Here is a 26,333-nt window from a genome sequence, read left to right as displayed (position 1 = left end):
CTTTTGCGCCCGCTTGCGCCGCACATGCGCATGCAGCCATCGCACGCACCGCATGAGTCTGGATTGGAAGCGCCGCGCACGGCACCCAAACGGGAGTAGCGCAGCGTAGGCTGGCGGAGGCTCAGAACGAACGCAGGTGGATGGTCCGACGTCTTGGCAGTTGAAGACCCACGACGTCAGCCTTCCAGACGGGCGGGAAGCATCGGCGTTGCAGTACGGCGTGTCCAATGCCTATGGCGCGGACTAAGGTCGCGACTAGCGAGGTTTCGTAAGCACTACGACAAAGTACTGACGTGGGCTAGAAAACGCCGCACTGGCTCGGGGGTTCCAAAGCGCTGCTGCTTGTGCAGCACGTAGGTGATGACGTGCTCTTCCTCGACCAAAGGGAGGAACACGATCTCACTGCGGTGCAGCGTCTGCGCTTGGCCAACATCCGCCAGACCTACCCCGACTCCCGCGGCGATGCGAACGATGTAGCCCTGGGAGTTGCAAGCGACACCGGCTATGTTTGTGCGATCGCTGTGCTTGCGCACGATGCTGCGCATCTGCGCATGCAGCCCGGGCATGCGCTCCTCGCTGCACGAAATCAGCGGGAAGGCTAGCAACTCCCGCATTGGAACGGCACGTCGAATTGTCAGTTCATGGGTACGAGGAAGCATTGCCATCAAGCGATAGCGCCAGGCGGGTACCTGGACAATGGCCTCGCCATCCGGAACACCGAAGGAAAAGCCTATATCCACATCCTCATGCTTGAGGGCAAACGCAAGTTCGCGGGCGGGCATCTCCGAAAGTTCCAGAGCGATCTCAGGCACCGCTGCTTGCCAGCGTGTGAAGCACTCAACGAGCATCGGATGCGCAATTCCATCAGCAACCCCCACCCGCAAAGGAGCCCGGTGCAGCGCATGCGTTCGACGCACTACGCGCTTGACACGCTCCAAGCGGATAAACAGTTTTCGGGCCTCAACCAGCAACTGCAATCCAGCAGGTGTAAGCGCAAGACGCCGCGGCGCGCGCACTAGCAACTGCACGCCCAACCTCTCCTCAAGATCGCGCACAGCGCGCGATAGAGGAGTTTGATCGATATGAATGCGCTCAGCTGCACGAGTGAAGTTCAACTCTTCTGCCACAGCTATGAAGTAGCGCAAATGACGCAACTCAATCATTGAGCTCGAAGTCTCCAACGTGTCGTGTGGATGCATACGTCGTTAGTCGACATTCTCCACGGCGGCAGTTCTGGGGGCATCCAACTGCGCGTGCATGTTGGCTTGGCCCAATCGTCCCTTTCAAAAGTCGTAGTAACCGCCTCGCCCGCCGATACTGGCAAACTGATGTGCGTAGCAATGCGATTCAATCGCTCAACCGGAACACTCAGCAAGCCATGCTACACATGAGCAGCGAGCCAATCACAAATAAGTGGCGTTGTTCTAAACGCGACATTGTGGAAACAATGGACCCCTGCTTCTACTAGGCAGTACTCCGCGTTGGCTCCAATTCGATCTGCAATTTTCTTTGCAGCGGCCGCAGGAATTCCTGCATCGGCCTGGCCATGCATGACAAGGACAGGGCAATCGAGGCGATCACACCAGCCTTCAAGTGTGAAGCCACGAGCGACCTCACGTGCCGCAGCGATCGTTTCAACTCCAACGATATGGGCGAAGCGCCAACTGCGAATTGGGTCGTCCCAATTCATCACACCCATGTCGAAATAGCCGCTGACGGAAATGCACGCCCGAATCCTTTGGTCGGCTGCCGCGGAGTTGACCGCGAGCATGCCGCCGAAGCCGAAGCCGACGACGCCAATGCGACGTGGGTCGATGCCCTCCTCCGCCTGCACGTAGTCGATGACAGCAGAAACGGCTTCGTGGTACGAAGGCCCCATCGGCATCCAATCGGACACCTCGCCTTGGCCGGGGCCGTCGAAAGAGAGCGTTGCCATGCCTCGTGCGAGAAACTCCCTCTCAATCGCGAAGTGTTCCTCCTTGGACGAGTCGGAGCCGCAAACAAGCAGAGCCAGTGCCACCCGAGCTCCCCCCGGTGGCGACCGCAGAACCGCAGGGATCGTCCTTCCGTTGTACGGAATTGCGAGCCGCATGCCGGGGACCGGCTGCATCGGTAAAGCTCTGGTGTAGCAGGCAACTTTTGCCGCTGCAGCGCGCTTCTTTTCATCGAGATCCTCAAAGTGAAGATACTGAGCGAAGTGGTACGCGAGGGCAGCCTTTGTGAGAAGCTGCCCGGCACTCACCAAGTTCCCCTGCACGGCCGCCGCGTCGCCGAGTTCCTCAAAGTCGGCGCCTACAGCCGTCCAAACCGGAAACCAGTCGCTGTTCGAAACGATTCTTTCCATATTCGCCCGCACCAGGGAGCAATCAAGCCCCTGGTTTGTCATTCGGAACAAAGAGTGTCCGGCGGCCTTGAGCGCGAGGTAGTCTGTTTTCATGCTTCAGAGCTTCAAAACGGCACGGTGCCCTTAACGATGGTCCTATAGAGCAGCCGGCGCTGAGGAAGCGCGTAGTCGCCCACCCCTTGATGCAAGGTCAGCGCGTTGTCCCACACAACGACATCTCCTGGCGCCCATGTGTGGCGGTAGATGAAGCGGGGCTGGCGCGTGAAGGCGTACAGATAGTTAAGGAGGCGTTCGCTTTCCTCCTGTTCCATATCAAGGATTTCAGTGGTGAATCCCTCGTTCACGAAGATGGACTTCTCTCCAGTAGTGGGATGCGTCCGAATTACAGGGTGAACCACGGAGTCTTCCAACCGGGACTCGGTGTCCTTGTTCATCTTGTTGAAATGGCTGGCCCGTTGGCTTGGCTTCTTCTTCGAGGCTACGAATCGGGCCTTCCGGCCTTGCAACTGCTCCTTGATCTCTGCCGGCAGCGCATAGTAGGCTGCCGCCGTGTCGGCGAAGTCCGTTGGCCCCAGCACCCTACCGCCCTTTACCGGCACTTCGAGGGCGTAGAGAATGGACACGCGGCTGGGCGTGCGCGTATAGCAAAGGTCGCTGTGCCAATATTGGGCGGCATCCACGGCCCCAATCTGGCGACCGTCTTCGACGATGTTCGACAGCACGAAGACCTCTGGGTTGTCGGGCTTGGCGAACTGGGTCATTGCATGGATGTCTAGTTCCTTGCCAAAGTACTTGCTGAAGTGCAGCATTTGGCCGTCGTCGATTCGCTGATTGCGAAACACCAGAACTCGATGTTGATGCAGCGCAGCCTCGAGATCCCCGAGCCACTCTCCCTCAGGTAGCAGCCCCAGATCAAAGCCCTCAACAACGGCTCCAAGGGGTGCCGCAAGGGGACGTACTTCAAATTCGCTTTTCGTCTCGACAGTCATGATTCACTCCGGTTGAATATTGGCATCGCTGGCCACCTTTTTGTACACCCCAATCTCCCTGGCGATTTGCGCCTTGAAGACAGCAGGACCGACATTCAGGATCGGGTCGTACCCGTTCACTTTGAACTTTTCCTGAACTTCTGGACGCGACAGAAGTTCTTGCAGCATCGAATTCCACTTCTGGACGATCTCATCCGGAAGGTTTGCGGGCCCGAGCAGCCCGACCCATACCTCCGTCTCGAACCCCTTGACCCCCTGTTCGGCAAAGGTCGGAATATCGGCGGCAAAGGGAAGCCGCTTCGCGCTCGCCACACCCAGGGCCCTGACCTTGCCTGCCTTGATCTGGGTGAGCGCAGCCGCCGACCAGGTCGAGTCAACCTCGCCAGCAATGGCCGCCAGCAACGATTGATTCGAGCCCTTGTATGGAACGTGCAGGAATTTCGCGCCGACGATGGTCCCGAAAAATTCGCCAGCCATGTGCGGGGCTGTTCCGTTGCCAGAACTTCCAAAGGAGACGGCGCCAGGTTTTGACTTTGCCGCAGCAATGTAGTCGGCAACGGTCTTGTAGGGCGAGTTCGCGGGAACAACCAGGATATTGGGCGTGGATGCGACCAGCGTGATCGGCGAAAAATCCTTGACCGCGTCAAACTTCAAGGTGGTCCGAAGTGCCGGATTAATCGTGTGATTGTTGGCTGTCATCAGCAAGGTGTAGCCGTCCGCTTTGGATCTCGCAACCAGGTCATTGGCGATCATTCCTGCGGCTCCGGGCTTGTTGTCGATGATCACCGGCTGCTTCAGAATCTTCGAAGCTTCCTGGCCAAGCTCTCTAGCGAAGATGTCAGTGATACCTCCAGGCGCGAAGCCGATGACGATCGTCACAGGTCGACTGGGATAGCTTTGAGCATGGGCGGCGAACGGCACGAGCAACGCAACGCTCGAAGCAATAAGCGGTAGTGCCAGCAAGCGCCTGAGTCGTTGCCCCAACCGAGCTGAAAGTGCCGTCGAGGGTTGTAGAAGAGTTCTCATGATCGATGTCCTAACAGTTCAATTCAATGTCGTGATGGCAGATGCAAGCAGTCATACAAAGAGCCCAGAAACAAAGCCGCCAGCCTCATTCGGATTGGCCGGTTCGCGACTTCGTTCTCGGAGCGCGCCAGAAACTCCATGGTTGAGAGCTGCAAAGTGGCAAGCAATAGTGACGAGGGAAGGAGTTTCAGGGGCGGGTCACCTTTGGACATCATTTGAGTTGCAAAGCGCTCGTAGAGCCCGCAACCACTCAAGCCTTGTTCAGCAATCCTTTCCCAATTGCTGACAAGAAATCTTGTCAGCTTGGGATGAGCAGCAAAGAAGTCGAGGGCACACAGCAGCAAGCCATTCAGCTCCATCCGCTCCAATCCCGAGTTGTCAGCCCAAAGATGGATGTTGGACATGACCTGCGTTTTTGCCGCTTCGAAAAGGCCTTCCTTATCGTGAAAGTAGTAGTAGACGAGCTTCTTGTTCAGGCCAACGGACTCGGCCACGCCATCGATCTTGATGTCCTCGAATCCCAATCGTCCAAATTCGGCCACTGCCGCCTCAAGCAGCCTGGCCTTGGTTCTTTCCTTGTTTCGGGTGCGTGGCGGGGCAGCGGTGCTCATACGGGTAATCGATGGTGGCGGTGCATGGATCGCGGCATGGGGGGTATGCGGCTTTTCACCGCCGCATGGCCGAGGCCGCGGACCATGCGCCCTGCGCAGACGGGTGCGTCCTCCGCCCTTCCATGCGCCAGCGGCAGCTGGGCATATGCCGCACGCGTCCGCGCGCAGCGCTAGCAACGAACTTCTCAGCGGCCATCGGGCATGCATCGAAAGGACAGGTGCGGCTCAAGTCAGTGCTCGAGATCAGTCGCGGTGACGTCCTTGACCTCGCCCTTGACGTTCATCCGACCTTCATACACCGGTCGAGCGCCCGTGGTTGGGCCCTGATACTGAACAAAGAACAGCGTGCCGCCGGTTTCGGTGGTCATCGCCTCCTCATAGTGCGGATCCGCATGGAACGCCACCGTGCCCGGACCGTAGACCTTGCCGCCCATATTGAACTCACCGTCGATGACGTACCAGACCTGGGCGAAATCGTGCTTGTGCAAGCGGAAGCCCGCACCGGGCTCGTAGTGCAGGAAGCCCGCATTCGGTTCTGTCGGGCGGTCCGCGTTGGTGTGAAACAGGAACTTCGTCTTGTTCTTGAACCGACCCATCTCCCAGTCCATCGAATCGGGAGTCCGATATTCAGGGGGGTTGTGCTGGCTGAGATCAAGCTGAACCTCATTGGACATGTCATCTCCTTTGGAAAATCGCCTTCAGGCGTGTTGCAGAATTTGGGGAATGCGCGCGGCGGGCGGCGTGTTGCGGGAGCGGCCACAGCGGACCAGCCCATCGATCACTACCATGCCAACGCCGGGCAAGTCGCCGGCGGCAATGCTCTCTAGCAGGTTGGACTTGGAGGAATGCTGCGCAGTGTCGAGAAAGACGAAGTCGGCGGCGCGACCGACCTCAATGAAGCCGCAGTTGAGATTGCGTATGCGCGCGGTGTTTCCGGTCGCAAAGCAAATGGCCTGCTCGGCGGGCACCTCGCCAATGCTCGATAGCATGGCGATCAGCCGCAGGATGCCTGTGGGCTGCACACCGGACCCTGCAGGAGAATCGGTGCCCAGGATGACACGGTCCAACTGCCGCAGTTCCTTGGCCGAGCGCAGCGCAAACAGCGCGGCAAACTCATTGCCGTTGTGAACGATCTCGATCGCTCTGCCGCATCCCTCGCACAGACAGCGGATCTGCTTGGTCGACAGGGCGGTGTGACCGCCGTTGATGTGGCCGATGATGTCGGCATCGGCTTCCAACACCATCTCAGCGTCGACGTAGCCGGAACCGGGCACGGAGGGGCCGCCGGTGTGAATGGTGGACTGAATCCCGTACTTGCGTGACCACTCAACCATCTTGCGTGCGGTCGGCCCGTCCTTGACCGATCCCAGCCCGATCTCGCCAAGCAGGGTCACACCCGCCGCGGCGAGTTCCCGGAAATCCTCTTCAACCATGCCGTGTTCAATGACCGGAGCACCCGCGAGCAGCTTCACGCCTCCGGGGCGGCTGTTCGCGTAGGCGCGCTGGGCGGTGATGGCCAACGCCTTGATGCCAACGATATCGCGCGGCCTTCCCGGAAGATGAACTTCACCGGCCGAGATCATGGAGGTGACTCCGCCGTTCATAAACGATTCAATCCAGCCGATCTGGTTCTGCCTGGGAGTCCAGTCGCCGAAAACCGGATGCACGTGGCTGTCGATCAGCCCCGGGGCGAGCGCACAACCATTGGCATCGATGACCATGTCGGCTTGCTCACAGTCCAAGTCACCGAGCCGGCCGATCTCGACGATCAACCCATCTTCACAAAAGACGGCGTCGGCGTCCTTGATCGGTTCGTTCAGGTCACCCGTCAGCATGAGGCCGACGTTCTTGATGAGTAGTTTTCCAGCGGGGGCGGATGAAGATTGATCGTGCATGTTCTTAAAGGGAAAGGTACTGGCTGCGAATTTGCTTGTCAGCGATCAGCTCTCGCATGTCGCCCGAGAAGCGAACTTGACCCCGCTCGAGCACATAGGCACGGTCGGAGACCAGGTTTGCGAAGTGGATGTTCTGCTCCGACAGGAGCACGCTAAGGCCCTGCCGCTTGAGTTGCTGAATCATGTGCGCCATCTGCTCGACAATCACCGGCGCCACGCCCTCGGAGGGCTCGTCGAGCATGACCAGATAGGGGTTGCCCATCAGCGTCCTGGCCACGGTGAGCATCTGCTGCTCGCCCCCGCTCATATGGCCGCCCGGACGCTGCGGCATTTGCCCGAGGTTCGGAAACATCGCAAAGAGTTCAGCTGTCGTCCACGCGCGCATACCTTCGCGGGGCATTTGAGCGCCCACCGTCAGGTTCTCCATGACGGTCAGCTCGCTGAAGATGCGGCGCTCCTCCGGCACGAAGCCCAGGCCCAGACGGGAGATCTGGTGCGACTGGAGCATGGAGATCTCGTGGCTCCGAAAGACAACGGAGCCGCTGCGCCTGCGCACCAGGGCCATGATGCTTTTCATGGTCGTGGACTTCCCGGCGCCGTTGCGCCCCATGAGTGCCACGACCTCGCCCGCGTTGACATGCAGGTCGATGCCGAAGAGGATCTGCGCCCGACCGTAGTAGGCGTTCAGGGCCTTGACCTCCAACAGGGTTTTCGTCGTCATGCCGTGGCTCCGTCCAAGTCTTCGCTGGTGAACGTCTTTCCGGTGCCGAAGTAAGCTTCCTGCACCTGCGCATCTGCTCTGACCACCTGCGGGTCGCCCTGCGCGATGAGCTTGCCGCGTGCCAGAACAATCATCCGGTCCGCATAGCCGAACACCACATCCATGCTGTGCTCGGTGAACAGCGCCCCGATCCGCTGTTCGATCACCAGGCGCTTGGTCAGCGCAATCAGTTCGTTGCGCTCCTTCGGCCCCATGCCCGCGGTGGGCTCGTCCATCAACAGCAGTTTCGGCTTGTTGGACAACGCAATCGCCAGTTCCACCCGTTTGACGTCGCCATAGGCCAATACGCTGCAGGGCCTGTCCGCATGGTCTTGCATGCCCACCTGCTCCAGCAGCGACAAAGCCTCTTGTCTGTAGGAGTGCGACATCGCCTGCCATGCATGAAACACGCTGGACCTGTGCGAATGCAGTGCAAGCTGTACGTTTTCCATGACGGTCATGGAACCAAACGTCGCTGCGATCTGGAACGTACGGCCGACGCCATGGCTCCAGACCTGCCTTGGCGATTTGCCCACGACATCAACCCCGTCCAATATGACTTGCCCGCTGTCGGGCTTGAGCTGGCCATTGAGCATATTGAAGCAGGTGGATTTGCCCGCGCCGTTGGGTCCGATCAGCGCTAGCAGTTCACCTGCCTGCACCTCGAAGGACACATCGCATACCGCAGCCACGCCCGCGAAACGCTTGCTCAGATGGCGTACCGATAGCAAGCTCATGCCTTGACCTCCAAGGCCGACACCGGCTCCGCGACAGGCCCCTTGCGCGAGCGGGACGTTCTGAACGACTCGACCATCGCCTGCAACGAGCCGACAATCCCGGCCGGGAACACGATGACCAATGTGAGAATGATCAATCCCAACAGCGCACGCCAGTAGTCCGTGCTGCGAGCCACCGTGTCTTGCAGCCAGACGAAGACCGATGCACCGACAATGGGCCCAGCGATGGTCTGCACCCCGCCCAGGAGCACCATGACCAAGCCGTCAATGGACTTGGCCACATGGACGGCCTCTGGCGAGATACTGCCCTTCGCGAACGCGAACAGCGTACCGGCCAAGCCGCCGAATGTGCCGGCAAGAACGAAGGCTGCCCACTGCACGCGCTTGCAATCGATCCCGATTGCGCCCGCGCGCAACTCCGAGTCACGCACGGCGCGCACGGCGAAGCCGAACGGCGAGAACAGAGCCCGTCGCATGTACCAGATGCCTCCGAGGGCGAGCGCGAGCGAGAAGTAGTAATAGGCCGTGGTCGAACGCAGCCATTGCGGCGGCCGCAAACCAATCAGCCCATTGCTTCCGCCAGTTACCGCATCCCATTGGTAGACGATGGCCCAGACCAGTTGTCCGAACGCCAGGGTCAGCATGGACAGATAGACGCCGGAGAGCCGGACGCTGAACCAACCAAAGACAACCGCGCCGACCGCCGCGCCGAGGACGCCCAGGGGAAGCGCGGTCATCATGCCCAGACCCGCCGACTTCACGAATACCGCTGCGACATAGGCGCCCAGCCCGAAATACGCCGCATGGCCAAAGGAGTGCATGCCACCTGGCCCCATGATGAAATGCAGGCTCGCCGCGAACAGCATCGCGATCAGCACGTCGACGCCAAGAACCATCAGGTAGGGGAAACTGCGCTCAAGCGCGGGCAGCGCAAGCAAGACCACTGCCGCAACGATCGCAGCGTGGCGCATCCGCTCAGAGGCGGGGCGCAAGACCGGCTCCTGAGCAGCTGCCACCGAATTCGTGCTGGAGGGCCTGCCCAGCAAGCCGTGCGGGCGGAACACGAGGACGACCGCCATCACGACAAACTCCACTACGAGGGTGAACTTGAACACCGGCAGCGCAACTCCGAACAGGGTGATCGTGCCAAGTGCGATGCATAACGCCTTCAACTCGCAGATGAGGAGCGCAGCGACAAAGGCGCCCGGGATGGATCCCATCCCGCCGACCACGACCACAGCGAATGCTGTGCCAATGGTGTCCATGTCGAGTGCCAAGTTGGCGGGCATGCGCGGTCCTTGCAAGGCGCCTCCGAGGCCAGCCAGCAGGCAGCCCAACGCAAACACCGCAGTGAACAGGCGTCCCTGGTTGACGCCGAGCGCGCCCACCATCTCTCGATCCTGTGTAGCGGCACGCACCAGCACGCCCCAACGGGTGCGCTTGAACAGGAGCCAAAGCGCACCGAGCAGCGCCGGCCCCAATGCGATCATGAAGATGTCGTAGGAGGGAAAGAGCGTGCCCAAGATGGACACGGCGCCTTCCAGCCCGGGCGCTCGCGGCGCGAACAACTCGTCAGCACCCCATAGCCACAGCGCGGCATCCTTGATGATGAGCACCAAGGCGAACGTGGCCAACAGTTGGAACAGCTCCGGAGCGCTGTAGATCCGGCGCAGGATGGTCAGCTCAACGAGTGCACCTAGGAGCCCCACCAGCAGCGCCGCCAACAGGGTGCTGATCCAGAAGCCGAGCGCACCGCCCCCAATGGCAGTCACCAGGCTGTAAGCCAGGTAGATGCCGACCATGAAGAATGAGCCGTGCGCGAAATTGACGATGCGAGTGACGCCGAAGATCAGCGATAGGCCCGACGCGATAAGAAAGATCACCGATGCGTCGGCCAATCCATTGATCAGCTGAGGAAGAAGGCTCTGCAAGGTCATGGCCAGGCCTACTTGGCGGGACGCAGCTTCGAAACTTCGCTGTCCGACGGCACGACACTCGCGCCGTCGATGTAGCGGTAGTCAACCATATAGCCCTTGCCATCCTTCAATGCGACTTTGCCGATATAGGCACCCATGGTCGACTGGTTGTCTTGGGCACGGAAAACGACCGGCCCCATGGGCGTGTCGACGCCTAATCCCTTGAAGGAGGTCACCACCGCCTCGGGATCGGCCGATCCGGCCTTACGCAGTCCTTGCGCGAGGGCATGCAGCGTCGAGTACCCGACCAGCGAGCCCATGCGCGGGAAGTCGCTGAATTTCTTCCGATAAGCCTCCACGAATTTCTTGCTCTCCGGCGTACCGAGGGAGTACCAGGGGTAGCCAGTCACGATCCATCCCTGCGGCGCCTCGGCGCCGAGCGGATCCAGGTACTCCGGCCGGCCGGTCAGCATGGAATAGACCTGAACAGAATCAAACAGCTTGCGGCTGTTGCCCTCACGAACGAACCTACCCAGGTCGGCTCCGAAGAGGACGTTGAAGATCGCGTCCGGCTTGGCATCGAGCAGCGCCTGCGCAATGGCACCCGCATCTACCTTGCCCAGCGGCGGCGCCTGCTCCGCAACGAATTCAACGTCTGGCTGTTGGCTCTTCAGAAGCTTTTTGAACGTAGCGGCTGCGGATTGCCCGAGTTCGTAATTGGGGTACACGAGCGCCCATCGCTTCTTATTCTGTTTGGCTGCCTCGTTGGCCAGCATGGCGACCGACATATAGGTGGATGGGCCCAGCCTGTAGACGTAGCGATTGCCCTCGGACCAGATCACACGGTCTGTGCCGGGCTCGCCAAAGAGATAGAGCACCTGACGGTTTTTCGCGAAGTCCCCCAGGGCCACAGCCACGTTCGAAAGGAAGCCTCCGAAGTACAGGCGGACGCCTTCACGCGAGTACAGCTCTTCGGCCACACGAACGGCATCGCCGGGGTTGCCGTTGTCATCGCGCGAGATCACCTCGAGCTTGCGGCCAAGCACTCCTCCCGAGCCGTTGATTTCGTCCAGCGCCAATTGCCAACCGCGCTTGTAGTGGTCGAGGTACGAGGGCGTGACCTTGTAGCTGTTGACCTCACCAATCTTTATGACGCCCTGCGCATGAGATGCGCCAGCGACCGCCACAGCGAGTGCGGCCAGCCAGCTCCGCGAGAAGAAGTTCATGATGCCGATCCTTCAAAAAAAGTGCAGAACATATTAAATATGGATCCATCCGCAGGTTCCATGCCAGTCTACGCCTAGCTTTCTACGACTCGCTCTCGGGTTAACCCTCATCATAAGCGCAGAATCGCAATTTCTGGATCCATTTTTTAAACGGTGGGCCCCAGTCTGCGCTTAAATGCCACGACTCCGTGCGCTGCCTTCAATCTTTGGCTGCATTTTGGTGCTCAGCACACACCGAACGCACCCACATCGGCACGAAATACGCAAAGTCGGGCCAGCATTGCCAGGCATGCGTTTTGCTTTTGCTTTTATGGATCCAACCAAGATACTTAAGGATGCACTATGCGAAAAACCATATACACCACCTGCACACTCGACTGCCCTGACGGCTGCGGAATCCGCGCCCACGTCGAGGACGGTCGGATCGTGAAGCTCGAGGGCCATCCGGAGCACCCCATCACGCGTGGCTATCTGTGTGGCAAGACTTACCGGTTCCCGGAACGCGTCTACAGCGAGGAGCGTCAGCTGTACCCCATGCGTCGGGACGGCGGCCATCGAGCGGGGGCGTGGGTACGGATAGGCTGGGAGGAGGCGCTGGCGCTGGCAGCGGACAGGATTCGCCGGTTCATTGCGCAGGACGGCAGTCTTTCTCTCATGCACTACCAGCGCACTGGCTCATGGGGCGCAACCAAGCATCTGAGCCGTCGGTTTTGGAATCTCCTGGGTGGCGTGACAACGACCAGCGGCTCCCTTTGCAGTGGGGCCGCGCGCGCCGGACAAGCCATGGACTTCGGCATACGGCTTGGTCACGATCCGTCGGATCTCGTCAACAGCAAACTCGTGCTCCTGTGGGGACGGAATCCCATGGCGACCAACCTACACACCGTACCCCTACTCAAGGAAGTCCGCGCGGCGGGCGGCAAGGTCATCCTGATCGACCCAGTGCGCAGCGAGTCCGCGACGATCTGCGATTCCCATATCCAGCCTCGCGTGGCGCGTGACGCCGAGTTGGCTCTGGCGATGGCAAAAGCCGTCCTCGACGCGGGCCTGGAAGACAAGGGGTTCATTGCAAACCATTGCACCAACGTCGAGGCTTATCTTCAGCTTCTGGAGCGGCACTCGATGCACGATCTATGTGAAGCTTGCGGTCTGTCGGAGGACACGGTGCGTGCCCTGGCCGTGGAGTACGCCACGGCGCGTCCCGCAGCCATCCTGTTTGGCTGGGGCCTCAATAAGTACAAGCATAGCGCCGAGATCTTCCGCTGTGTGGACGCCCTGGCCGCCCTGTGCGGCTACATCGGTGTGCCTGGGGGGGGCGCCACCCTGGGGTTCCAGACCCAGCGCCACTTCGACAAGAAGGTCGAGGCTGCGGATCGGGCCACCGCGGCGCGAGCCATCCCAGAGCCTCTGCTTGGCCAATGTCTGCTCGATACGCAGGACCCGCCCGTGCGCATGATGTTCGTCAATGGCGGCAATCCGATCAACCAGTCGCCGAACTCGAACCTTGTGGCGAAGGCCTTCGACCGGCTGGAGTTCACGGTTGTTGTAGACATGTTCCTGAACGATACGTCGGACTACGCGGACCTGTTTCTGCCCACCACCACCTTCCTGGAGGAGGAGGATCTCCTGGTCTCCTGGGGCCACAACATCATCGGCGGCGTTAATCCGGTCATCGCCCCGGTCGGCGAGGCTCGCTCGGATCTCTGGATCTTCCAGGAGTTGGCCAAGCGCCTCGGCATCGGCGAAGAGATGGCAGGTTCTCCGCGCGAATGGCTGCAGCGCATGCTCAAGCCGATGGAGGCGCAAGGCCTGTCCGTCGAGCGCGTCATGCAGGGGCCGGTGCGCTGCCCGACGGCACCACAGGTCCCGTTTGCGGACAAGAAATTTCCGACCCCGTCAGGCCGATTCCAGTTTATCGACGACATCGAGCTACAGCAACGCGAGGTGCAAGGCTATCCCCTCACCTTCGTAACCAACTTCAGCAAAACATGGCTGCTCTCACAGATGACCTCCGCCGAGCACCCGGGACCCTTCGTGCGCATTGGCACCGACACCGCCGAGCGGTACGGCGTGAAGGACAAGGACGAGATCATCGTCCGGTCCGCGGTCGGGCAGTTGCGATTGACCGCGAATGTCGACGCACGCGTCGGCCCCGGGATGGTGGTGATGCCGGTGGGAACCTGGATCAAGCGCGGGGGTGGTGCGAACGTGCTGACCGAAGACGTGCTGAGTAACTTCGGCGAAATGGCCGCCTACGGCGATACGCGTGTCGCCATCGAACTCGCCAGCCCTGCCCTCTAAACCCACGAATTGGAGATCCGAAGTGACCGTCGTAGTGACCGAAAACTGTGAAAACTGCCGCTTTGCAGAGTGCGTGGCAGTGTGTCCCGTGGCATGCTTCCACGGCGACGAGAAGATGCTGTATGTCGACTCGGACACATGCGTGGATTGCGGCGCGTGCGTTCCAGTGTGCCCTGTCAAGGCTATCTATTTTGAGCACGACCTGCCCGCGCCGATGTCGCACTGGCTGGACATCAACCGCGAGCGCGCATCCATGCTCCCCAGCGTCACGGAGCCGTCCGAGGCCTTGCCAGGCGCATGGGAAAAGCGCGCGTCGCTCGGCTTCTGAGGCAGTCCGTGCAGAGTACCTTCACCTCACCTCCCGAGATTGCCATCGTCGGCGCCGGGCCGAGTGGCTTTTATGCAGCCGAGGCACTGCTCAAGCTGGGCATCAACGTGGCACTGATTGAGCGGCTTCCCGCCCCCTTCGGTTTAGTGCGCTACGGCGTGGCACCGGATCACCAGAAGCTCAAGACGACCGTCGCCGCGTACGAGCGCATCGCGCAATCTTCGCGCTTGCACTTCTTCGGCAACGTGCAGGTCGGCAGGGACGTCAGTGTGGACAACTTGCGCAAGATGTTCCATGCCGTAATCTTCGCCCATGGCGCGCACGGCGACCGTACGCTCGGCATCAGCGGAGAAGATTTGGGGGGCTGCCATGGGGCATCGGCCTTCGTCGGGTGGTACAACGCCCACCCGGACTGCCGGGACCACGCCTTCGATCTGAGCCAGCCCGCTGCGGTCATCCTCGGCAACGGGAACGTTGCCCTTGATATCGCCCGCATTCTTGCCAAACCGGTCGAGGCACTGGCCGCCTCCGACATTGCGGACCACGCCCTACAGGCGCTGGCCGCAAGCAATATCCGGGATATCCATATCGTCGGACGACGCGGCCCTTCGCAAGCCAAGTTCTCCGCCAACGAGCTGAGGGAATTGGCGCAGATCGAGGACTGCTCCATTCATTTTGATGCACGGGATCTCGCCGAGGCAAACCCGCCCAACTCCACCGTCGCGTGGCTCAGCTCGCTCGCGCACAGCGCCGTGGACAGCCATCGTCGCCGGATCCATTTCCATTTCTTCAAGCGGCCCGTGCGTGTGGAGGGTACCCAGCGCATGAGCTCAATGGTGCTCGAAAAAACCCTGGCCTGCGAAGCGGATCCGTCGAGGGTTACGGGAACCGGGGAGGAGTGCCAGATCCCGGCCGGCCTTCTCTTCAAGGCAGTGGGCTACCGCGGCCACGCCATCCCAGGCCTGCCGTTCGACCATGAGCGGGGCGTGGTACCAACACTTCAGGACAGAGTATTGGGAGACGAAGGGCAGGCGATCCCACGCCTCTATGCAACGGGGTGGGTCAAGCGCGGGCCGTCCGGTGTGATCGGCACAAATCGTGCCGACAGCGTTGCAGTGACGCGCCGAGTCGCGGAGGACCTGGCGGCGGAACATCTCGGCGATGTTGGAGGCGTGCAGGCCTTACAAGACCACTTGTGCGGACGAACGATCATTGCCTTCAAGGACTGGCTTCGAATCGACCAGGCCGAAATCGCGGCCGGCCTCGTAGCATCCAAACCCCGTGAAAAATTCACGCGCGTCCAAGAGTTACTTGCGGCTGCGCAGTAGAGGCTCCTATGCATCCAACTATCCCGCACGATCTCGAGAGTTCCGATCACGACGCTCCGGAGCTAAGTCGCCCGGACTTCCCAACGGTGCCAGCAAGCCTGACAACATTGCTCACGCGGCGCTCGGCTGGTCCCCGCCACCTAGCGCTTCCTGCTCCAAACGATGCGCATCTGACGGTCATGGCACTGGCCGCTCTGCGCGCCCCCGACCACGGCGCATTGACGCCCTATCGCTTCACCGTCGTCGAATCCGACTCGGTCGACCTGCTTGCCGACCTGTTCGGTGAGGCCGCCCGAGCCGAGGGCGCGTCGAGCGAAGCTGCCGCCATTGAGACCGAGCGCGCGCGCCGAGCGCCCTTGACCATCGCAGTGATTTCCAACCTTTCCGTCGAGCGCCCCATCCCGGCGCACGAACAGTGGATGGCCGTCGGCGGCGCGATCACGAACTTCTTGAACGCGGCGCATGCCCTCGGCTTTGCGGGCAAGATGCTGAGCGGACGCAAGGTCCTCAGCCCCTGCCTTGCGCGCACCTTCTGCAAGGAGGGCGAGTATCTCGTCGGCTGGATCGTTCTTGGCACACTAAATTCGGGGTGGACTCCCCCGAAAGCTCGGCACCCGCATTCCATCCTGTCCAAATGGCCTTGTTCGCAGCGCCCCGGCGCTCAGGATCGGGCGTGAGCCTGGTTCTCCAGCCAAGCAGCCACGAACTCACCGGACTCCACCACGTGCGCCGACATCGCCTGCCGCGCGGCCATGTCATCGCGCGCCTCCAACGCGGCGAGGATCGCCTCATGATGCGCGATGTTTTTTTCCATCCGGTGCTTGTACATACCAAGCGCCGAAGAAGCGATCACGCCGCGCGAGGAGCCCAGTTCGAGATCCGCAATGATCTTTTGCAGGTACGCGTTGCACGACGCCTGAAAGATGATCGCGTGGAACTCGCTGTTCGTGGTGACCCATTCCTTACGGGCCGCCTGGTAGGCGCTCGTTTCAGCGTGACCCGCGGGACTGTCCGCCCGCAGGCGGTTCAGGTCCGTGACAGCCTGCACAAACCGCTCGTGAATCCTCCTCAGCTCGATCAGCTGGTGGTCGGTGATCCATTGCGCGGCTAATTGCGCCGCCAGGCCCTCCACCTCCGAGCGAACGCGATAGATATCCCTCACGTCCTTGGAACTCTGGGACTTGACCACCGCGCCGGTCTGACTCTGATCGACGATCCCCCGAGCAGCAAGCTGGGACAACGCCTGTCGCACAGGCGTGCGACTCACTTGGAAAGTGTTTGCAAGTGCCACCTGCTTCAACTTCTGGCCGGGCAGGTATTCGCCCGTTGCGATCTTGTGCTGGATCTGATCTGCGAGCTGATCGACCAGCTTATCTTCTGCCGAAAAAGCCATATTGCCTTTGGTTGTTGCGATTATTTCGCACCATTTTAGCTGGAATGGGATCCACAATAGATGTTTTCGGGACCCCGGCCTGCGAAGAGGTCGGGTTCCGTTTGCCAGGCCCTTGGGACCTACGGGAGAGCACATGACCTCACTGCACCTCAGCCACTATGCCTTGCTTCAGGTCGGGCTCGATGCGGGTAAGCAGGAAATCGAGCAGGCCTATCTCCAGCGTCTCGCACGCCTTCCCAGGGGCCGTTGGCGCCGCCAGTTGTGGTTGTGGGCTACTGGCGAGGACGAGCAAAGCCTTCAGCTTGCCCGAGACACTCTCCAAAACCAGAGCACCAGGAAACACTATGACCGGAAACTGGCCTTGGAGCGCTGGCATTGGATCCCGATGACGTGAATCAGTGATTGGTGGTCCAAAGCATACCTGCGCGTCACGATGCTCGGTCAGCTCTCCGCAGCTGGAAATGCCCGACAACCCACCCGAATCTGATGGCAACTCCGCGCCAGACCCTGGCCCGAACACCGGATGCAGCGACAACGCCGGGCCTGAAAGACGGCAGCGTTGGTTCGCCAATCACTGGCGCGCCGAGTGAGAGAGTTGAAACACTCGTGAAATCCTCCGCGACTTCCACGACGCCGCATCACCTCGTACCGCCGCGCCGAACGGCTGTGGAGCCCCGCCGATGGCAGGGTAGAAGACACCTTGAATCCCATGCCGAGCGGGCAGCACACACCACGCTCGCGCTTAGCCGCGACCATCCGTTCAAGGACGCGGGGCCTAAGACCAATGTAATCCAACTCGGATCCATAGCACGGATCCGTCACCTAGGTTTACAGACCAAAGCCCGACATGGAGGGTTTACCCCAGCGACACCCTAGCTACAAATTGGTATAAAATCCAATATACGTTTTTATGGATCCATATCAATCTAGGATGTATCCGGCAAATTCAGAAGCTTTCAGGCAGCCAGGAACGGCATCGCAGCAGCATCCATCGACAGCGCACTCGCTGAATGGCCCCTCGATCCTTCTGCCGCCGTCCTTTTCCCGAAATCATTCGCCAGCCCATTAGTTCGAAGCAAAGGAGATCGCAATGAGTGAGCAAGTTCAACTGGACCTGAGCAGACACAACCCGCCCGAGTACAAAACCCCCGACTCGATGGAGTGGGAAATGGGCCGCTTCAAGAACAAGACGAAGTTCCTGTTCCACACCAACGCGGATCGCCCGACGGAACCGAATGCGGGCTTCTTGCACTATGAGCCCGGCGCGGGCTTCCGCTTGCACAAGCACGATTTCGCCCAGGTCTGGTACGTCATCGACGGTGAGTTCAATATGGGCGGCAAGGTCTACGGTCCGGGCACGGTGGCGTTCCATGCGGATCCGCACTATGAGGAGGCGATGACCACCGAAACCGGCGGCACGCTGTTCTTTGTTCAGTATCAGGGCCCAACCACGGGCGCTCGACCGGTGTACGAAGGTCGGATGAACGTCAAGGGCGAGGTCAAGGAAATCACTGCGTCCGACCTGGAGCGCTGAGCGCTATCACACATGGTTAAGCAAATGGACGTCATACCTGTCATCGACATCGCTCCCTTCAGAACAGGTTCGAGCGAGGACAAGGCCCAGGTCGCAGCAGCCGTCAAGGCCGCCTGCGAGGACACTGGATTTTTCGTGATCACCGGCCATGGAGTCGACCCCAAGACGGTCACTTCTCTTCAGGAAGATTCACGCAGGTTCTTTGATCTTCCCTTCGAATACAAGAACACCTATAAGAAGACTGAAGGTACGGACTACAAAGGCTACAGCGCGAAGGGCATCCGCACGATTGGACGCGCGATGGACAGTTCGCTCAAGCCTTCGCTTGTCGAAAGCTTCGCCATCGGCATGCCGGATGTGCCTGATGAGCCATATTTCCAAACGGCCGCGGCAGGAACGGAGTTCCTTCCGAACAAGTATCCGGATCGTCCGGCGGGCTTGGAGAAGAGCTTTCGCACTTACTACTCGGCGATGCGCGAGGTCGCGGACGTGCTGATGACGATCTTCGCTGAAGCTCTCAAGGTCGCACCTAGCTATTTCCTCGGAAAGCTGGATCGGCAGATCAGCATCTTGCGAGTCAACAACTACATGGCGCTGGAATCACCACCAGCACCCGGAGAAGAGCGCTCAGGGATTCACACCGACACGGGTGCGTTCACGATCCTGAATATCGACGATGTTGGCGGCCTGCAAGTCAAGGCCAGCCAAGGCGGCTGGATCGACGTGCACCACGTCCCGGACGCATTTGTGATCAACATTGGCGACACGCTCATGCGCTGGACCAACGATCACTGGAAGTCGACCCTGCATCGAGTATTGACGCGGCCGGATGAGAACGGGCGCACGCCTCGACGGATGTCCATCCCGTTCTTCTGCCAGCCCAACTACGATGCCGTGATCGAATGCGTGCCGGGCTGCAGTTCGGCCGAGGACCCGCCCAAATACGCCCCGATCACCTCAGGAGAGATCCTGCGCGCCCGCCACGTTTCGTCCTTCGGCCTGGACAAGGCCAAGGCGACTGAGGAGGCCTGACCATGCTGGTCGAGCAGCGCACGTTCAATTTGCACCCCGGCAAGGTCCCGCCCTACCTCGCCTTGTATCGCGATGAAGGCCGTGCGATCCAGGAGAGGTACCTTGGAGAGTCCCTCGGGGTCTTCGTCACGGAATGCGGTCCGCTGAATCAGGTCACTGTGCTTTGGCGTTTCGACTCCTTTGCACACCGAGACGAGGTACGCAGTCGCATGAAGGTCGACCCCGAGTGGAAGGCATATCTCGGCAAGATTCATCCACTCATGGTGTCAATGGAGAACCGAATCCTGGTTCCAGCAGATGTCGGCAGGCATGTGGAATCTTCTTCTACAAGAATCATCTGAGCGAAATAGCAATGAAGCAATCCAAACGAAATTGGTGTCGTGCGGCACTTGCCGTTCTCGCCTCGACCATGATGTCGGCTCCGGCATTTGCGCAGAATCAAGTGACCCTCGTCGTGCCCTACGCACCTGGTGGAATCACCGACATTCTGGCCCGATTGATCAGCAAAAAGTTGGGCGACGAGTTGCAGTCCACGATAGTCGTGGAGAACAAGCCTGGCGCAGGCACTGCAATTGGGGCGGCATACGTTGCCAAGGCTCCGCCCGACGGTCGTACGATTCTTCTCACCACCGTATCCACGACCATGATCATCAACCCGTTGATCATGGAGAAGCCTCCTTACTCTCCGCAGGAACTCGTGCCGGTGGCGCCGATTGCGTCCGCTCCCTTCGTGCTGTTGGCGCCGGCCGGGTTTACCGCTTCCAATCTGCAAGACCTTCAGGCCATGAGCAAGAAGGGACAGAATCTCAACTGTGCCACGGTCGGACCCGGGTCGACCGGGCACCTCACCAATGCGATGTTCCGTCAGCTCACCGGCATCAACTGCACGGACATTCATTACAAGGGAAGCGGTCCGGCCACGACCGACGTCATCGCTGGCACGGTGCAACTTTACTTCGACGGGCTCTCTTCGGCGGTCCCTCGCGTCAAGAGCGGACAGTTGAAGGCGATCGCAGTCACTGGCAGCAAGCGCAGCCCTGCCTTGCCTAACGTTCCCACAGCTGTGGAGCTGGGCTTTCCGAGGTTTGTGTCGGAGAGCACTTTCGGTATGGTCGCACCTGCTAAAACGCCGCAAGCAACTCTGAAAAAGCTTCATGCTGCGATCTCCAAAGTGATTGCGGAGCCCGAGATTCGAAGCAAGTTGTCGGAGCTTGGTGCGGAAGTCGAAGCGTCGGCCGGCGTTGCCGAGTACCGCCAACAGATCGCCACGGACGCCGCTGCCTGGAAGGCGATTGTCGGGGGAATGGATCTGACTTCCTTGCGATGATCCAATGTCGAGGTGCGGGTTGACACTGGAACTGGGCTCACGCGGTCAGCCATGACTCTCTCAATATTCATGGGACTGAGAGCCAAGGGACATCTTGGCGATGAGCAAACCGTCTTTCATCCCAGACCACACGCACAATCCTCTCCGAGATCGCAAGGCCTGTTCGGCAAGTGACGCCTGAGTCTGGGGCCGTCGTGGCAGCGCGGGTTCAGCTCGAAGATGCCGGTGATGGCTGCGACGCAGAGCAAGGCGCTTAGCTCGCTTCATGCGGTGTCGGTGCTGGAGATCGACGTCGCCGCGCCGCGGAACCTTGGGACACAGCAAGCCTCAGGCGATGCGAACGCCGGTCGTCTTTCGCGACCCGCTACGCAGAGGCTTTTCCGAATCAAACACTCTGCGCATTGCATCGCGCAACTGCGCACGCAGCCAGATGTGCGCGTTGTCGGTATCGTACCGTTGATGCCACGCCTGATACACGGGCACCGGTGCCATCTTGAGCGGCAGAGGCAGGGTCTGAAGCCCCAACGCAGTCACGACCGAACGGCACATCCGCTCGGGCACGGCTACCACGAGATCGCTGTGCCGCACGAACATCAAGGCGGCCGCGCTCGTAGGTGCAGATGCGACGACCCGTCGGCGCATGCCGATTGCAGCGAGTGCCTTGTCGACCGGATCGCTGAGCCGACCACGGCGTGACACCGTGAGATGCTCCGCGCTCGCATAGCGCGCCAGAGCGGCCTTGCCGCTCGTCAGCGAGTGACCACTGCGCACGGCGAGCACCAGACGATCCTCGCCGATGGTCTCATGGCGGATTTCAGGCTGGGCAGGCGCGGCCGCTCCGACCTCCAGATCGACCTGCCCGTGACGCAGGTCGTTGGTGTCATTGGCCGCTTCGGCCAACAAGCGCAGTGCCACCCCTGGTGCTCGGGCCTGCACGATGGCCAGCAACGCGGGACCGATTGCGGTGCTGATCGCGTCGTGGCACTGCAGCGTGAAGGTGCGCTCGAGTTGCTCCAGATCCAATGGCCGCTGCGGTGCGAGCACAGCGGTCGCCTGCTGCACCAACGCATGCACCTCACTGCGAACTGCCATTGCATGCGGTGTGGGCGTCATGGTCCAGCCCGTACGCACAAGGATCTGGTCGCCAGTGGCACGGCGAATACGCCCGAGCGTGCGGCTCATGGCTGGTGCCGACACATGCATGCGCGCCGCTGCGCCGGCCACGCTGCCCTCCTCGAGCAGGGCATCGAGTGCGCTCAGCAAGTTCAAATCCAATTGCATTGAGGTAACTCCATTCCTACCAAAGATGCATTCGAGGTTAACTGATATTGTTTCGGCCATTGAATATTCGAGGAGCTTCGATGCCCTTAGCCACTAATACTCCGACGACCGACCAACTGCTGCTTCCCGTCGCCATCAGAGCCGTTCATGCGGCCGGCGCACGATTGCTCCAACGCTTCGGCCACGCAGCACCGCTCGCCACCTTTGACGATGTCGTGACGGCCATCCATGCCAACGACGCTGCCTCGCTTGACAGCCTGCGTGATGCACTTCGCGCGGCGCGACCCGGCGCGGGCTGGGTCGAGGACGAACTCGAAGGAGGCGCCCTGCCGATGGGCGAGTGGTGGATCACCGATCCGGTCGAAGGCAACATCAACCATGTGCACGGTCAATTCGACTGGGGCGTGACGGCCACGCTGATCCGCGACAACGTTCCGGTGCTGACTGTCGCGCATGTGCCGCTTGAGGGACGCACCTACACCGCCCTGCGCGGCGGTGGCGCCTTTGTTGACGGCGTGCGGCTTCGGCCGTCGGCCAAGACCGAGTTGCGCAGCGCCATGGTGGCAACCGGCCAGGCCCGCCCCGGCGAGAGCAGCGAGACTCACCGTCGCATCGGCCGATCCGTGACTGCGATGCTTGGAACGGCTCTGGTGGTGCGTGTCACCGTGCCCGCGACCTTCCAGTTGGCGATGGTAGCCGGAGGGCGGATGGATGCGTTTTGGCAGCATAGCAATGTGCGCTCGGGTCTCGTGTCAGGCGCCCTGCTGGTCCAGGAAGCCGGTGGCGTGGTCAGCGACCTGCACGGAAGGCCCTGGGGCCTGGACAGCGAGGACTTCCTGGCGACCGCGCCAGGACTGCATGACGAGGCAGTACGGACGCTCTCAGTCGTCCCCTGAGGCTCGCTCCATCCCTTTCATCTTCTCTCATTCCACACATCGTGAAATCCATGAACAACATCAGCATTCTCGGCTCGGGCCGCGTCGCCAGCGCACTTGCACGCAAGCTCGTCGCCAGCGGCCATGACATCACCATCGGCTCGCGCGATCCCTTCGCCTCAGCCGCCAAATGGACCGGCCCCGCAGTGCGCCACATGGATCCGCGCGCGGCGACCGCAGGCGCGCAGATTGTCCTCAACGCCACGCCAGGCGACAGCGCGCTAGCGCGACTGGGTGAACTGCGTGCCGAACTCGAAGGCAAGATCCTCATCGACATCTCGAACGCCTCGGCGCGCGGGGCCGACGGCATGCCTGCCGGGCTGCTCTACACGGATGGCAGCCTGGGCGAACGCCTCCAGCAGGCTCTACCCGGCACGCGCGTCGTGAAGACGCTGAACACCATGTTATTCAGCGTCATGGTCGACCCACGCAGTCTTTCCGTTCCGGCGAGCGTATTTGTCTCGGGCAACGACGAAAGCGCGAAGACGACAGTAACGGTACTGCTCGGCGATCTGGGCTGGCCCGTCGACTGGATCGTCGACTTGGGCGACATCACAAGCGCGCGCGCCACTGAAGCTCTGATGCTCATGGTCCCGCACGTGCTGCGTCGATACGGGTTCAAGCCTTTCGCATTGAGCCTTGCTCGCTGAGCGCTGCCCAAGCCACGCCTCGCTGCGCAAATAGACGTTCAACATGCAGGTGCGGATCGATAGCGCTAGCCCAGTCGCGATCTCCCTGCATTTCGCACACGCGCCCATCGAAGAAGTTCGCCGCGGGTGGTCTGCTGTATTTGCTATCCCCTTTTTTCTGGAGAAACGACTTGAAGATTGTTATGGTCCTGACCTCGCACGATCAACTCGGCAACACCGGCCGCAAGACCGGTTTCTGGCTCGAGGAACTGGCAGCCCCGTACTACGCGTTCAAGGCGGCTGGTGCAGAGATCGTGCTCGCCTCGCCCAAGGGCGGCCAGCCACCGCTGGACCCAAAGAGCAACGAGCCATCCTTCCAGACCGACCTGACACGGCGCTTCGAAGCCGATGCACAAGCGACGGCACAACTCGCCACCACCGTGCGCCTGGACAGTGTTTCGCAGGCCGACTTCGACACGGTCTTCTATCCAGGCGGTCACGGCCCGCTCTGGGACCTGGCCGAAGACAAGCACTCGATCGCGCTGATCGAATCGTTCATCGCTGCGGGGAAGTACGTGGCCCTCGTGTGCCACGCGCCGGGTGTGCTGCGTCATGTGAAGCGCGCCGACGGCAAGCCGCTCGTCGACGGCAAGAACGTGACCGGATTCACCAACACCGAAGAGGAAGCAGTGGGCCTGACGAAGGTGGTGCCCTTCCTCGTCGAAGACGAGCTCAAGACCAAGGGCGGCCTGTATTCCAAGGGTGCTGACTGGGCGTCCTATGTCGTCGCAGACGGGCTGCTCATCACCGGACAGAACCCCGGGTCCTCTGCCGAGGCAGCTCAGTTGCTGCTGAGCAAGGTCGGCAGCTGAGGCCTCCACCCAACCGGGGTCTCTACCGATCCGAAGCAGTACCCATGCAAAACGATTTCATGCCGACAAACCCCGCGCGCCGACACCTGTTGGCCAGCGGCACCGCTGCCGCCGTTGCCCTCGGCCTGCCCATGGCAGCCTGGGCAGCGAGCAGCACCAGTACATCCCACAACACCGTTCCCCTTCCATTCAGCCAACAAGAGCGCAAGACCATGAGCACGATCACCACCAAAGACGGCACGCAGATCTACTACAAGGACTGGGGTCCCAAGACCGCGCAGGCGATCGTGTTCCATCACGGCTGGCCGCTGAGCGCCGACGACTGGGATGCGCAGATGCTGTACTTCCTCGGCCAGGGCTTCCGCGTCATCGCGCATGACCGCCGTGGCCACGGCCGCTCGTCGCAGACGGACACCGGCAACGAGATGAACACCTACGCCGCCGACGTCGCCGCACTCACTGCCCATCTCGATCTGAAGAACGCCTTTCACGTTGGCCACTCCACCGGTGGCGGCGAAGTGGCGCGCTACGTTGCGCTGCACGGTGACCGCGTCGCCAAGGCAGTGTTGATCGGTTCGGTGACACCCATCATGCTGAAGTCCGCAGCCAACCCCGGCGGCCTGCCGATGGAAGTGTTCGACGGCTTCCGTGCGCAGCTGGCCGCCAATCGCGCGCAGTTCTATCAGGACGTGCCGGTCCCCTTCTATGGCTACAACCGTCCCGATGCCAAGGTGTCCGAGGGCATCAAGGCCAACTGGTGGCGCCAGGGAATGATGGGCGGTGCCAAAGCCCACTTCGACTGCATCAAGGCCTTCTCCGAGACCGACTTCACCGAAGACCTGAAGAAGATCAACGTGCCCACCCTCGTGATGCACGGCGACGACGACCAGATCGTGCCCATCACCGACAGCGCCTTGCTCGCGGTCAAGCTGCTCAAGAAGGGCTCGCTCAAGGTCTACCCGGGGCTGCCTCATGGAATGTGCACCACGCACGCCGCACTGATCAATGCTGATCTGCTCGCCTTCTTCAAGGCCTGAACTCAACAGCTGCCCGGCCTACGCAAACCCATCTGGCATTCACTGGGGATTTCTCATGACGATCCACAACATCCTTTCATCCGTCGCACTCGCCACCGCAGCCTTTCTCGGCGGCAATGCCTTCGCAGCTGACTTGCCGTCGGTCGTTCTCGTCCACGGCGCGTTCGCCGACGGGTCCGACTGGGCCAAGGTGATCCCGCTGCTCCAGGCCAAGGGGATCCATGTGACGGCGGTGCAGAACGGTCTCGAGTCGCTTGCCGGCGACGTGGCGGCCACCCGTCGCGCCATCGACAACCAGAAGGGCAAGGTGGTGCTGGTGGGACACTCGTGGGCCGGCACCGTGATCACCGAAGCAGGCGAGAACGACAAGGTGGCCGGACTGGTTTATGTGGCGGCCTTCGCGCCGGACGCGGGCGAGTCGACCGCCGAACTGGGCAAGGACTATCCGCCGTCACCTGGCGTCAAGCGGCTGGTGGCCGACGCCAAGGGCTGGCTCACGCTGCCGCCCCAGGCGGTCGCCGAGGACTTCGCTCCCGACGTGCCGCGCGCGCAGGCCGCGGTCATGGCCGTCACGCAAGGCCCGCTCCAGGCCAAAGCGCTTGATGACAGGACGACCGTCGCCGCGTGGAAGGCGCGCCCTTCGTGGTTCATCGTCAGCGCCAACGACCGCATCATCTCGCCCGACCTCGAGCGCGCCATGGCCAAAAAGATCGGCGCGACCACGACAACATTGCCGACGAGCCACGTGCCGCAGCAGTCGCGCCCCAAGGACGTCGCGGCCGTGATCATCGCGGCCGTCAACGCCAGCTCCAGGTGAGCGTGCCAAACCGCG

27 protein-coding genes are annotated in these 26,333 nt (G+C 61.1%); 14 read left to right on the top strand and 13 right to left on the bottom strand.

Annotated elements, in window-relative coordinates:
• Positions 1-275: 275 nt before the first annotated feature.
• The 11 genes from RZE77_RS09935 to RZE77_RS09885 all read right to left on the bottom strand — a co-directional run bounded on the left by RZE77_RS09935 (position 276) and on the right by RZE77_RS09885 (position 11,504).
• On the bottom strand, positions 276-1,163 hold the full coding sequence (locus RZE77_RS09935; RefSeq protein ID WP_130422617.1) for a LysR family transcriptional regulator: 888 nt from the start codon (positions 1,161-1,163) through the stop codon (positions 276-278).
• 218 nt (positions 1,164-1,381) lie between these two features.
• Positions 1,382-2,437, bottom strand: coding sequence for an alpha/beta hydrolase family protein (locus RZE77_RS09930; protein WP_130422615.1), 1,056 nt, complete (start codon positions 2,435-2,437; stop codon positions 1,382-1,384).
• Positions 2,438-2,448: 11 nt separating this feature from the next.
• A complete protein-coding gene (locus RZE77_RS09925) occupies positions 2,449-3,333 on the bottom strand; it encodes a TauD/TfdA dioxygenase family protein (RefSeq protein ID WP_130422613.1) in 885 nt (294 codons plus the stop codon).
• 3 nt (positions 3,334-3,336) lie between these two features.
• Positions 3,337-4,296, bottom strand: a complete 960-nt coding sequence (locus RZE77_RS09920) for a Bug family tripartite tricarboxylate transporter substrate binding protein (protein WP_319441671.1) — start codon at positions 4,294-4,296, stop codon at positions 3,337-3,339.
• Positions 4,297-4,382: 86 nt separating this feature from the next.
• A complete protein-coding gene (locus RZE77_RS09915; protein WP_319441670.1) occupies positions 4,383-4,970 on the bottom strand; it encodes a TetR/AcrR family transcriptional regulator in 588 nt (195 codons plus the stop codon).
• A gap of 230 nt (positions 4,971-5,200) precedes the next feature.
• Positions 5,201-5,644, bottom strand: coding sequence for a cupin domain-containing protein (locus RZE77_RS09910; RefSeq protein WP_319441669.1), 444 nt, complete (start codon positions 5,642-5,644; stop codon positions 5,201-5,203).
• A 24-nt stretch (positions 5,645-5,668) separates the two neighbouring features.
• Complete coding sequence (locus RZE77_RS09905) at positions 5,669-6,865, bottom strand: amidohydrolase family protein (RefSeq protein WP_319441668.1); 1,197 nt, start codon at positions 6,863-6,865, stop codon at positions 5,669-5,671.
• Positions 6,866-6,869: 4 nt separating this feature from the next.
• Positions 6,870-7,586 (bottom strand): ABC transporter ATP-binding protein, encoded by a 717-nt coding sequence (locus RZE77_RS09900; protein WP_319441667.1) that lies wholly within the window; start codon positions 7,584-7,586, stop codon positions 6,870-6,872.
• On the bottom strand, positions 7,583-8,362 hold the full coding sequence (locus RZE77_RS09895) for an ABC transporter ATP-binding protein (RefSeq protein ID WP_319441666.1): 780 nt from the start codon (positions 8,360-8,362) through the stop codon (positions 7,583-7,585). Before RZE77_RS09895 ends, RZE77_RS09900 begins: the two co-directional genes overlap by 4 nt.
• Entirely contained in the window at positions 8,359-10,299 is a 1,941-nt protein-coding gene (locus RZE77_RS09890; protein ID WP_319441665.1) for an ABC transporter permease, read from the bottom strand. The genes RZE77_RS09895 and RZE77_RS09890 overlap by 4 nt, the downstream gene beginning before the upstream one ends.
• Before the next feature lie 8 nt (positions 10,300-10,307).
• Entirely contained in the window at positions 10,308-11,504 is a 1,197-nt protein-coding gene (locus RZE77_RS09885; RefSeq protein ID WP_319441664.1) for an ABC transporter substrate-binding protein, read from the bottom strand.
• Positions 11,505-11,846: 342 nt separating this feature from the next.
• Between RZE77_RS09885 and RZE77_RS09880 the strand changes: the two genes are divergently transcribed.
• The 4 genes from RZE77_RS09880 to RZE77_RS09865 are packed head-to-tail and all read left to right on the top strand — an operon-like array spanning position 11,847 to position 16,138.
• Complete coding sequence (locus tag RZE77_RS09880; protein WP_319441663.1) at positions 11,847-13,805, top strand: molybdopterin-containing oxidoreductase family protein; 1,959 nt, start codon at positions 11,847-11,849, stop codon at positions 13,803-13,805.
• Between the two features lie 22 nt (positions 13,806-13,827).
• Positions 13,828-14,133: a ferredoxin family protein gene (locus RZE77_RS09875; RefSeq protein WP_130422593.1), complete on the top strand. Its 306-nt coding sequence runs from the start codon at positions 13,828-13,830 to the stop codon at positions 14,131-14,133.
• An 8-nt stretch (positions 14,134-14,141) separates the two neighbouring features.
• Positions 14,142-15,461 carry an FAD-dependent oxidoreductase gene (locus RZE77_RS09870; protein WP_319441662.1) on the top strand — a complete coding sequence of 440 codons (1,320 nt, stop codon included), beginning with the start codon at positions 14,142-14,144 and terminating at the stop codon, positions 15,459-15,461.
• An 8-nt stretch (positions 15,462-15,469) separates the two neighbouring features.
• Positions 15,470-16,138: a nitroreductase family protein gene (locus tag RZE77_RS09865; RefSeq protein ID WP_130422589.1), complete on the top strand. Its 669-nt coding sequence runs from the start codon at positions 15,470-15,472 to the stop codon at positions 16,136-16,138.
• Here RZE77_RS09865 and RZE77_RS09860 read toward each other — a convergent pair.
• Complete coding sequence (locus RZE77_RS09860) at positions 16,123-16,854, bottom strand: GntR family transcriptional regulator (protein WP_165403207.1); 732 nt, start codon at positions 16,852-16,854, stop codon at positions 16,123-16,125. The genes RZE77_RS09865 and RZE77_RS09860 overlap by 16 nt on opposite strands.
• A 133-nt stretch (positions 16,855-16,987) precedes the next feature.
• Between RZE77_RS09860 and RZE77_RS09855 the strand changes: the two genes are divergently transcribed.
• From RZE77_RS09855 to RZE77_RS09835, 5 genes are all read left to right on the top strand, one after another.
• Positions 16,988-17,248 (top strand): hypothetical protein, encoded by a 261-nt coding sequence (locus RZE77_RS09855; protein WP_130422585.1) that lies wholly within the window; start codon positions 16,988-16,990, stop codon positions 17,246-17,248.
• Between the two features lie 696 nt (positions 17,249-17,944).
• A complete protein-coding gene (locus tag RZE77_RS09850; protein ID WP_319441661.1) occupies positions 17,945-18,388 on the top strand; it encodes a cupin domain-containing protein in 444 nt (147 codons plus the stop codon).
• A gap of 24 nt (positions 18,389-18,412) precedes the next feature.
• Positions 18,413-19,420: an isopenicillin N synthase family dioxygenase gene (locus tag RZE77_RS09845; RefSeq protein WP_319441660.1), complete on the top strand. Its 1,008-nt coding sequence runs from the start codon at positions 18,413-18,415 to the stop codon at positions 19,418-19,420.
• A 2-nt stretch (positions 19,421-19,422) separates the two neighbouring features.
• Positions 19,423-19,761 (top strand): NIPSNAP family protein, encoded by a 339-nt coding sequence (locus tag RZE77_RS09840; RefSeq protein ID WP_130422579.1) that lies wholly within the window; start codon positions 19,423-19,425, stop codon positions 19,759-19,761.
• 11 nt (positions 19,762-19,772) lie between these two features.
• Positions 19,773-20,747 (top strand): Bug family tripartite tricarboxylate transporter substrate binding protein, encoded by a 975-nt coding sequence (locus RZE77_RS09835; RefSeq protein WP_319441659.1) that lies wholly within the window; start codon positions 19,773-19,775, stop codon positions 20,745-20,747.
• Positions 20,748-21,074: 327 nt separating this feature from the next.
• Here the strand turns inward: RZE77_RS09835 and RZE77_RS09830 are convergent, their stop codons facing one another.
• Positions 21,075-22,028, bottom strand: a complete 954-nt coding sequence (locus RZE77_RS09830) for a LysR family transcriptional regulator (protein ID WP_130422575.1) — start codon at positions 22,026-22,028, stop codon at positions 21,075-21,077.
• A gap of 80 nt (positions 22,029-22,108) precedes the next feature.
• Here RZE77_RS09830 and RZE77_RS09825 point away from each other — a divergent pair, with 80 nt between their 5' ends.
• The 5 genes from RZE77_RS09825 (at position 22,109) to RZE77_RS09805 (ending at position 26,318) form a co-directional block, all read left to right on the top strand.
• Positions 22,109-22,924 carry an inositol monophosphatase family protein gene (locus RZE77_RS09825; protein ID WP_319441658.1) on the top strand — a complete coding sequence of 272 codons (816 nt, stop codon included), beginning with the start codon at positions 22,109-22,111 and terminating at the stop codon, positions 22,922-22,924.
• 50 nt (positions 22,925-22,974) lie between these two features.
• A complete protein-coding gene (locus RZE77_RS09820) occupies positions 22,975-23,613 on the top strand; it encodes an NADPH-dependent F420 reductase (protein ID WP_130422571.1) in 639 nt (212 codons plus the stop codon).
• A 170-nt stretch (positions 23,614-23,783) separates the two neighbouring features.
• Complete coding sequence (locus tag RZE77_RS09815) at positions 23,784-24,464, top strand: type 1 glutamine amidotransferase domain-containing protein (RefSeq protein WP_130422569.1); 681 nt, start codon at positions 23,784-23,786, stop codon at positions 24,462-24,464.
• A gap of 212 nt (positions 24,465-24,676) precedes the next feature.
• On the top strand, positions 24,677-25,501 hold the full coding sequence (locus RZE77_RS09810) for an alpha/beta fold hydrolase (RefSeq protein ID WP_207220144.1): 825 nt from the start codon (positions 24,677-24,679) through the stop codon (positions 25,499-25,501).
• Between the two features lie 55 nt (positions 25,502-25,556).
• Positions 25,557-26,318: an alpha/beta fold hydrolase gene (locus tag RZE77_RS09805; RefSeq protein WP_319441657.1), complete on the top strand. Its 762-nt coding sequence runs from the start codon at positions 25,557-25,559 to the stop codon at positions 26,316-26,318.
• The last annotated feature ends 15 nt before the right edge of the window (positions 26,319-26,333 follow it).

Source organism: Variovorax sp. SPNA7 (genome assembly GCF_033807855.1).
GTDB classification, from domain to species: domain Bacteria; phylum Pseudomonadota; class Gammaproteobacteria; order Burkholderiales; family Burkholderiaceae_C; genus Variovorax; species Variovorax beijingensis.
This window is presented reverse-complemented; position numbering and strand designations above follow the sequence as displayed.